The sequence below is a fragment of the Nitratidesulfovibrio oxamicus genome (assembly GCF_015731765.1).
In the GTDB taxonomy this organism is placed as follows: Bacteria; Desulfobacterota; Desulfovibrionia; order Desulfovibrionales; family Desulfovibrionaceae; genus Cupidesulfovibrio; species Cupidesulfovibrio oxamicus.
In genome coordinates this window covers 1-6,922 of record NZ_VRYY01000086.1, presented here as the reverse complement: position 1 = coordinate 6,922, position 6,922 = coordinate 1, and the positions used below count along the sequence as shown (strand labels likewise).

The 6,922-nt window shown below is 68.6% G+C and carries 5 protein-coding genes; 4 read left to right on the top strand and 1 reads right to left on the bottom strand.

The genetic code is table 11. The features are described 5' to 3' along the window. Nucleotides 1-154: 154 nt before the first annotated feature. From FVW20_RS04020 to FVW20_RS04010, 3 genes are all read left to right on the top strand, one after another. Nucleotides 155-1,456, top strand: a complete 1,302-nt coding sequence (locus FVW20_RS04020) for a BPL-N domain-containing protein (protein ID WP_196608394.1) — start codon at nt 155-157, stop codon at nt 1,454-1,456. Between the two features lie 166 nt (nt 1,457-1,622). Further along, on the top strand, nt 1,623-2,315 hold the full coding sequence (locus FVW20_RS04015; protein WP_196608393.1) for an MgtC/SapB family protein: 693 nt from the start codon (nt 1,623-1,625) through the stop codon (nt 2,313-2,315). 268 nt (nt 2,316-2,583) lie between these two features. Further along, entirely contained in the window at nt 2,584-4,497 is a 1,914-nt protein-coding gene (locus FVW20_RS04010; protein WP_196608392.1) for a diguanylate cyclase, read from the top strand. A 282-nt stretch (nt 4,498-4,779) separates the two neighbouring features. On the opposite strand, the gene FVW20_RS04005 is transcribed toward FVW20_RS04010, so the two are convergent. After that, nucleotides 4,780-5,181, bottom strand: a complete 402-nt coding sequence (locus FVW20_RS04005) for a hypothetical protein (RefSeq protein WP_190244042.1) — start codon at nt 5,179-5,181, stop codon at nt 4,780-4,782. Nucleotides 5,182-5,441: 260 nt separating this feature from the next. Between FVW20_RS04005 and FVW20_RS04000 the strand changes: the two genes are divergently transcribed. Further along, a complete protein-coding gene (locus tag FVW20_RS04000) occupies nt 5,442-6,332 on the top strand; it encodes a TIGR02117 family protein (protein WP_196608391.1) in 891 nt (296 codons plus the stop codon). Nucleotides 6,333-6,922: the final 590 nt, after the last annotated feature.

The window sequence follows — 6,922 nt, the reverse complement described above, 5'->3', positions numbered from 1 at the left end:
CCTGCGACGGCCACCCGCTGCGGGCAGCGCAACGGACGCCCGGACACGGGCGAAACGCCGCGCCGGGCATGCCGCGCGAACGTTTCGTCATGACGGCAAGGCCCGGCGATGCCCCCGGTAAAACGGCTTCCCCACCCTAATGAGCGGCAGAGAGATGTCAACCCTTCACATACTTTGGGACGAATCCCACGTCTGGGGGCTGCTGGCCTGGCGTGCGGTGGAGAGCATGGGCCTGCCGTACCGGCTGGTGCGGGCGCAAGAGATAGCCGACGGCCTGCTTTCCCGCAATCCCCCCTCCCTGCTGCTGGTGCCCGGCGGCACCGCGCGCCTCAAGGCCGACGCCCTGGGCGAGGCAGGCATGCAGGCCGTACGTGGCTACGTGGCCGGGGGCGGCAGCTACCTTGGCTTTTGCGGCGGCGCGGGCCTTGGCCTTACCGGCGAACACGGCCTCGGGCTGTGCCCGTGGTCGCGCGCGTCGTTCACCGACCGCATGCAGCATTTCGTGTCCGGCCACGTGCACGCCACGGTCAGCGCAGGGCATTCCCTGACCCCCGCCGCCCTGCCGCCGGAACCGGCCCTGCCGGTGTGGTGGCCGGGCCGGTTCGCACCGGAAGACGGCCATGACGTGGAAATACTGGCCCGCTACACCGAGCCGGGCAGTGACTTCTGGGTGGCCGACCTGCCTCTGGACACCCTGCCCCCCGGCACCTTTACCGAGTGGGAAGACCTGTACGGCATCCGCCTGCGGCCCACCTTTCTGACCGGGCAGCCGTGCATCCTGCACGGCAGGTACGGCGCGGGCAGTTACACCCTCAGCTACACCCACCTGGAAACGCCGGAATCGCCCCAGGCCAACCTGTGGCTGGCGCATCTGGTGGAACGCCTGACCGGCGGCCCATCTGCTTCCGGCTGCCCGGCGACACCCGGCGACACCGGCAACGCCACCTCCGGTGGCCTGCGCGCCGCAAACCCGCTGGTGCCCGCGTGGGAACTGGACGCCCTGCCCGCCCGCTGGCACGACGACGGCCTGCTCCGCGCCCGCGCGCTGTTCGACGACATCGTGACCATCGGCATCAACCACTGCCTGTTCTTCCGCCGCAATTCGTGGCTCATCGGCTGGCGCGCGGGCATACCCGGCGCCAACCTGAACAACCTGCACGCGGCGGTGTGCACCGCCGTGTCCACCCCGCCCACGCCCGCCGCAGAGGACTACTGGAACGAACGCAAGGCGGACTTCCTGAACCGGCTGGCCCTGTTCCACAAGGGGGTCACCGGCTACCTGCTGGCCGAACGGCTGGCCATGACCCTGTCCAAGACCTTTCCGGAAACCGTCTCGCGCCAGAGCCTGAAGGAACAACGCGCCGCCCTGTTCGGCCCGCCCATGGCCAGCGGCGGCCTGTACGCGGAACTGCTGGACGTGCTGGACCGGCTGGTGTTCCTGCAACTGCACGGATAGCCGGGTAGCCGACGCCCCACCCGGCTGGACAGCGCCCCCAGTCGGGCGTAGGTTGCATGGGCGGGCATCCCCCAATCGCCAGCCCGCGCACGCATTTTCGCGCCACCGCCGGTTCGCGCCTCATGCGCCACCACTACTCCGGGGGCGCTTTCGCAAGGCCTACGCCATGAACGAATTCATCGCCCAACTCCACGACCTGCTGCCCGACCTCGCCCGCCTTGCGGCGTCCGCCATCTTTGGTGCGCTGGTGGGCTACGAGCGAGAACGCAAGGGTCAGGCCGCAGGCTTTCGCACCAACATGCTGGTGGCCGTGGCCGCCTGCCTGCTGGGCCAGCTTTCGCTGTACATCGCCACCATCGCCCATGCCGACGCCGCCCGCGTGGCCTCGTACGCCGTTTCGGGCATCGGGTTCATCGGCGGCGGGGCAATTCTCAAGGGCAAGAGCCGGGTGCGCGGGCTGACCACCGCCACCGTGCTGTGGGTGGTGACCGGGGTGGGCCTGTCCGTGGGCGTCGGCATGTACGTGCCCGCCCTGTGCACGGCGCTGGTGGTGACGGCCATCGTCTACCTGTCACCGCAGATGCACCGGGTGTCGGCCCATGCGCAACGCTACTACACGCTCACCGTATCCTCGCCGGGCGGGTCCGCCCCCTTCGACGCAGTGGTGGCCGCCCTGCAAGGCTTCGGGTGCGAAGACGTGCAGGTTTCGGTCTACGAGTGCGACGCCGCCACGGACCGCTGCCGGCTGGTGGTGCGCATCGCCACCGACGAAGACCTGGACTGGCACGCCCTGGTGCAGATGGTGCGGACCATCCCCGACGTGTCGTCGGTGTACCTTGGCGAATCGGGCGTACCCTAACCCTTGGGGCGGGGATGCGCCAGTCGCATGGGGGTTTTCCCCCATTTTCTTGCATGTGCGCCCAACCGACTACCATTGCAGTTCATTTTTCCATACTGACGGCATGATACCCGTGTCTCGCGTGGCCACTCCGCCAGATACAGTGTGCACCCACCCCTGCGATGCCGCGCCCGCCGCGCCACAAGTCGCCATGACCCCGCACGCCCCGGCCAAGGGTGGGCATTCCACCACCTTGCCCAAGGCCGGAAATCGCGTATAGCCTTAGACCATGGACCTCCCCGCATCCGGAAAAGCCACCGCGCCCCGCCCCGCCGCCGGCGCCGCTTGGCTTTTCACCGCCCTTGCCGCGTACTGCGCTGCCACCTGGCTGGACGCCAACGTCTTTGCCCTGGACGTGCACAACCTGACCCCGCTGCGTCTTGGCGCCGGTATTGCCATGGTGGTGTGCCTGCGCACCGGCTGGCAGTCCATGCCGCTCATCGCGGTTCTTTCCCTGGCTGTGGCCCTGCTTGCCGGGGCGGCGCGCCACGCATCTCCGTCCCTGTCCTGCGTCCTGTCCACCGCCGTGTCCGACGCCCTTGCCGGAGGCATGGCCGCCCTGCTGCTGCAACGCGTGTTCTTGGCACCGCCCGCCAGCGTGCCCGACCTGTTCCGCGCCGTGGGCAGGGTCTGCCTGCCCGCCGCCGTGTCCGGGGCCGGGGTCATCGCCCTGCAACAGGCCGCGGGGGGATACGTGCCATGGAGCCAGGCCGGCCACCTGTTCGCCACGCTGGTCATGGCGGTATGCCTGGGCCTGCTGTTGGTCTATCCGTTGTACCGGGCCTGCGCCACGTACCGCGAACTTACCGGCAGGGAGTGCCGCTGGGTGGGGGGCGTGCTGGGGGGCAACCTGGTGTTTCTGCTGCTGGCCTTCAACGGATATGGCGGGTGCATCTATTTCATCCTGCCTCTGCTGGTGCTGCTGGCCTACCATGCCCGCCTGCACGGGCTGATGCTGGCCCTCGTGCCCTCCGTGATGGCCGTGGCCTACGGCGCCACCACGGACTTCGGCCCGTTCCAGATGCCTACCACGGGCGAGGCGGCCTTTCTGCTGGCCACCTTCCTGTGCAGCACCACCATGGTGACCCTGGGAGTGGCCCTGCACAACCGCGAGTTGCTGAATGCCGACAGCAGCCGCGAAATGTGGGAACAGAAAGCCCAGCGCGACCCGCTGACCGGACTGTTCAACAGATGCCGCCTGGACTGCGCCCTGGAGGCGGAACTGCGCCGCGCCCAGCGTTCGGAAGACGTGCTGTCGCTACTCATGGTCGATGTGGACAACTTCAAGGCCTACAACGACATCCACGGGCATCTGGCGGGCGACGCCTGCCTGCGGGCCGTGGCGCATACCCTGCGCACGGTGGCCCACCGCGCGCCCGACCTGGTGGCCCGCTACGGCGGCGAGGAATTCGCCTGCGTGCTGCCCGGCACGGCGGAAGCGGGTGCGGCCCAACTGGCCGAACGCATCTGCCGCGCCGTGGCCGAGTTGTGCATCACCCACCCCGGCAACACCCCGGCGGGGCACGTTACCGTCAGCGTGGGCGTGGCCACGGTGCGCGGGGGGCACAACGCCACCCCGGACCAGATCATCGACATGGCCGACCGGGCCCTGTACCGGGCCAAGGCCAGCGGGCGCAACAGGGTGGACACGGCGTCGGAAGCCCTGCCCTTGTTGTCCTGCCAGCACGGCGGGCTGCGCGTACCCGGCGAATTGCTGCGCCTGGCCTGGAGCAGTTCGTACGAATGCGGCGAGGCGCACATCGACGCCCAGCACCGCCAATTGTTCGAGATGGTCAACCGGCTGCTGGCCGCCTTTCTGGGCAACGCCCCCCGCCCTGCCTGTCTGGCCATCATCCACGAACTGCTCACCGCCCTTGCCGAACATTTTCGTGATGAAGAGGCCGTGCTGCGCAGCCGGGGCTATCCCGACGCCGAACACCACGCCGAACTGCACGCCACCCTGCTGGATGCCGCGGGCGACCTGGCTGCGCGCTACGAGCACGCCAACCTTCCCCTTGACGAGGCGCTGGGGGTCATTGCCCACGAGGTGGTGGCGCGCCACATGCTGGACGACGACACCAAGTTCCACCCCTACATGCAGGCCACTACCGAACAGGCTGCCGCTGATTCGCAGGCCACCTGATCCACAAGCGATACCGGCGTTGCGGTTCCCCGCCGCCCAACTCCCGCCCGCGTTGCGCACCCGCTGCCCCCGCCATCACCAGCCTGCGCCCGACCGCGGCCTCCCGCAAACGTTTGCGACCTCCCTCACCTGTCCGCAACCATCCGCAACCATTCGCAACCGGCAGGCTACCCGGCGTCATCTCCGCCCGACAACGAAAAACGGCGGCCAAGGCCGCCGTTTCGCATGGCGCCGCGCCGCATTCCTCCACGGAACCGGCGACGCGGCACGTGCCGTGTGTCGTCATGCATAGGGAATCTCGCGTTCTCCGAAGGATTCGTAGTCGGATACCGGCGCAAACTGCGGCAACGGAGGAATGGGGTCGTCCAGTTGGCGGATGCGCCTGCGCGCCCGGCCCAGCAGACCGTCGGCAATCATGGAGGGGCCGTTGCACGCGTTGACCACGTAGTCGCGCACGTCGGCGATGCTCTGGAACACCACGGCCCCGCGCAGTACGCGATGCCTCGGGAAGTTCAGGTAAAACACGGAGGAAAGCACGAAGCCCCCCGCTTCGGACCGGTACAAGGCCAGTTCCCACCAGTTGGGGGCTATGCCCATCCACTCGCGGTCATCCACCGTGGCCAGATGCTCGCCGCTGAAGACGAGGTCTTCGCGCCCGTTACGGTGCAGCCTGATTTCCTGCATGGAGCCACTCCTGCGGTTTGAGGGTGAAGGGGGTGACCGCAAGCCTGCCGCGCCCCGGCATGATGCCGGGCCCGGACGGGAGGAGATAATCCTGCCTTTAGCGTACACCAGAATGGGCGCCGGTGTGAAATGATTTTCCGAAAGACCACCACGTATTATCATCGGTATCACGCGCATAACCCGATGCCTTGGCAATCCACCCAGTTACGAATACCATGTTCGTCGTTTCCCCCTTCCACCGCGCCGCTACAGGAAAGCACATGCCCAGCCGCCGACCGCACCATGTCCTGCTGCCTGCCCTGACATGGGCGTTGCGCGGTCTGGCGTTGCTGACGCTGGGATACCTGCTGGCCGTGGCCGTGCTGGGCACCATGCCGCGCCCTGCTGACGGATTACTGCCGCCCGCATGCTGCCTGCCCTGGGGGGGCGCGGCGCGCAACGCCGCGGAGCAGCGGAACGGCGTGCCCGCCCCCACCGCACCCAATGCACCCACCGCACCCAATGCATCGGGGGTGTCCGCTGCACCGGATGCTCCGAACGGCGAAAACGCGGAAACGACGGGCGACGCAATGCAGAAAGCCCCGCCTGTGACCATCCATGTGATCAGCAACGGGGTGCATGCGGACATCGTGCTGCCCGCGCGGGTGGAAGGGGAACAGGGGCTGGCGGATGTGCTGGGGCTGGATGGCGGGACGGGCAACGCGCATCTGGCCGTGGGCTGGGGCGCGAGGGAATTCTACCTGTCCACGCCCACCTGGGACCGGATGCGCCCCGGCGCGGCCCTGCGGGCGCTGGCCCTGGCGCCCGCTGCCCTGCACGTGGAAATGATGCCCGGCCCGCCGCTGCCAGATGCGGATACCCGCACCCTGCACCTGACGCGCCAGGAGCACCGGAACCTTGTTGCCTTCGTGGCGGCCAGCCTGCGCCGCGACGCCGGGGGACGGCCCGTGCGCATCCCGGTCACCCCGGAAAACGGCGGTACGGGCTACGGGCCGGGCAGCCTGTTTCTTGAAGCCACCGGGCGCTTCAGCCCCTTTCGCACCTGCAACACCTGGACAGCCGACGCACTGGCAGCAGCCGGAGCGCGCGCCCCGGTGTGGACGCCCCTGCCCCACTTCGTACTGTACCACCTGCCCGCCACGGATCGCTGACGGACTGCGCCAGTTCTCCCGGGGCCTTTCCAGAACCATGAGCAGCCTTGCTCTCTGGCGGGAAGGCACAGTTTTTCATGAAGGGAATAAGCCGCAGCCGTCGGCAAGTGCGCAGCGCCAACCGTACGGACGGGGCAGGACTCGCAAGCCCGCCCTTCGGCTCGGAAGGCAGAGGACAAAAGGACCATAGCCTGACAGGCCCAAAAACGGCGACAGGCCGAAGGGACCGCCCCTCCGGCCTGCGACCACATGACTCGCCCAGGAGACAGGGCGTTGCCAACTTCGCGTTGCGGTCGTGCCGCGCGGCGGCAGCTGGGCCGCCGCGCGCACGTTCCGCCACGCAAGGTTCCGGCACGCATTTGTGACGACCCCATGCGGCGGAACGAATGCGCACGCTTCCTACACGGGTGTACGGGCACCAGAGTGTCGGAAAGCATGGCGGATTCGCCTGCCGGGAAAGCCGGTGTGGAAGCTGAGGACGGCAGCCCGCGCGGGGCGGGTCTGCCGGAGGCACGGTGGGTTCCGGCGGCCCCCCGGCCCCGGGGCGATCACAAGGGATCGGCCAGTCAGCCGGGTCGCGGGCGGGAACC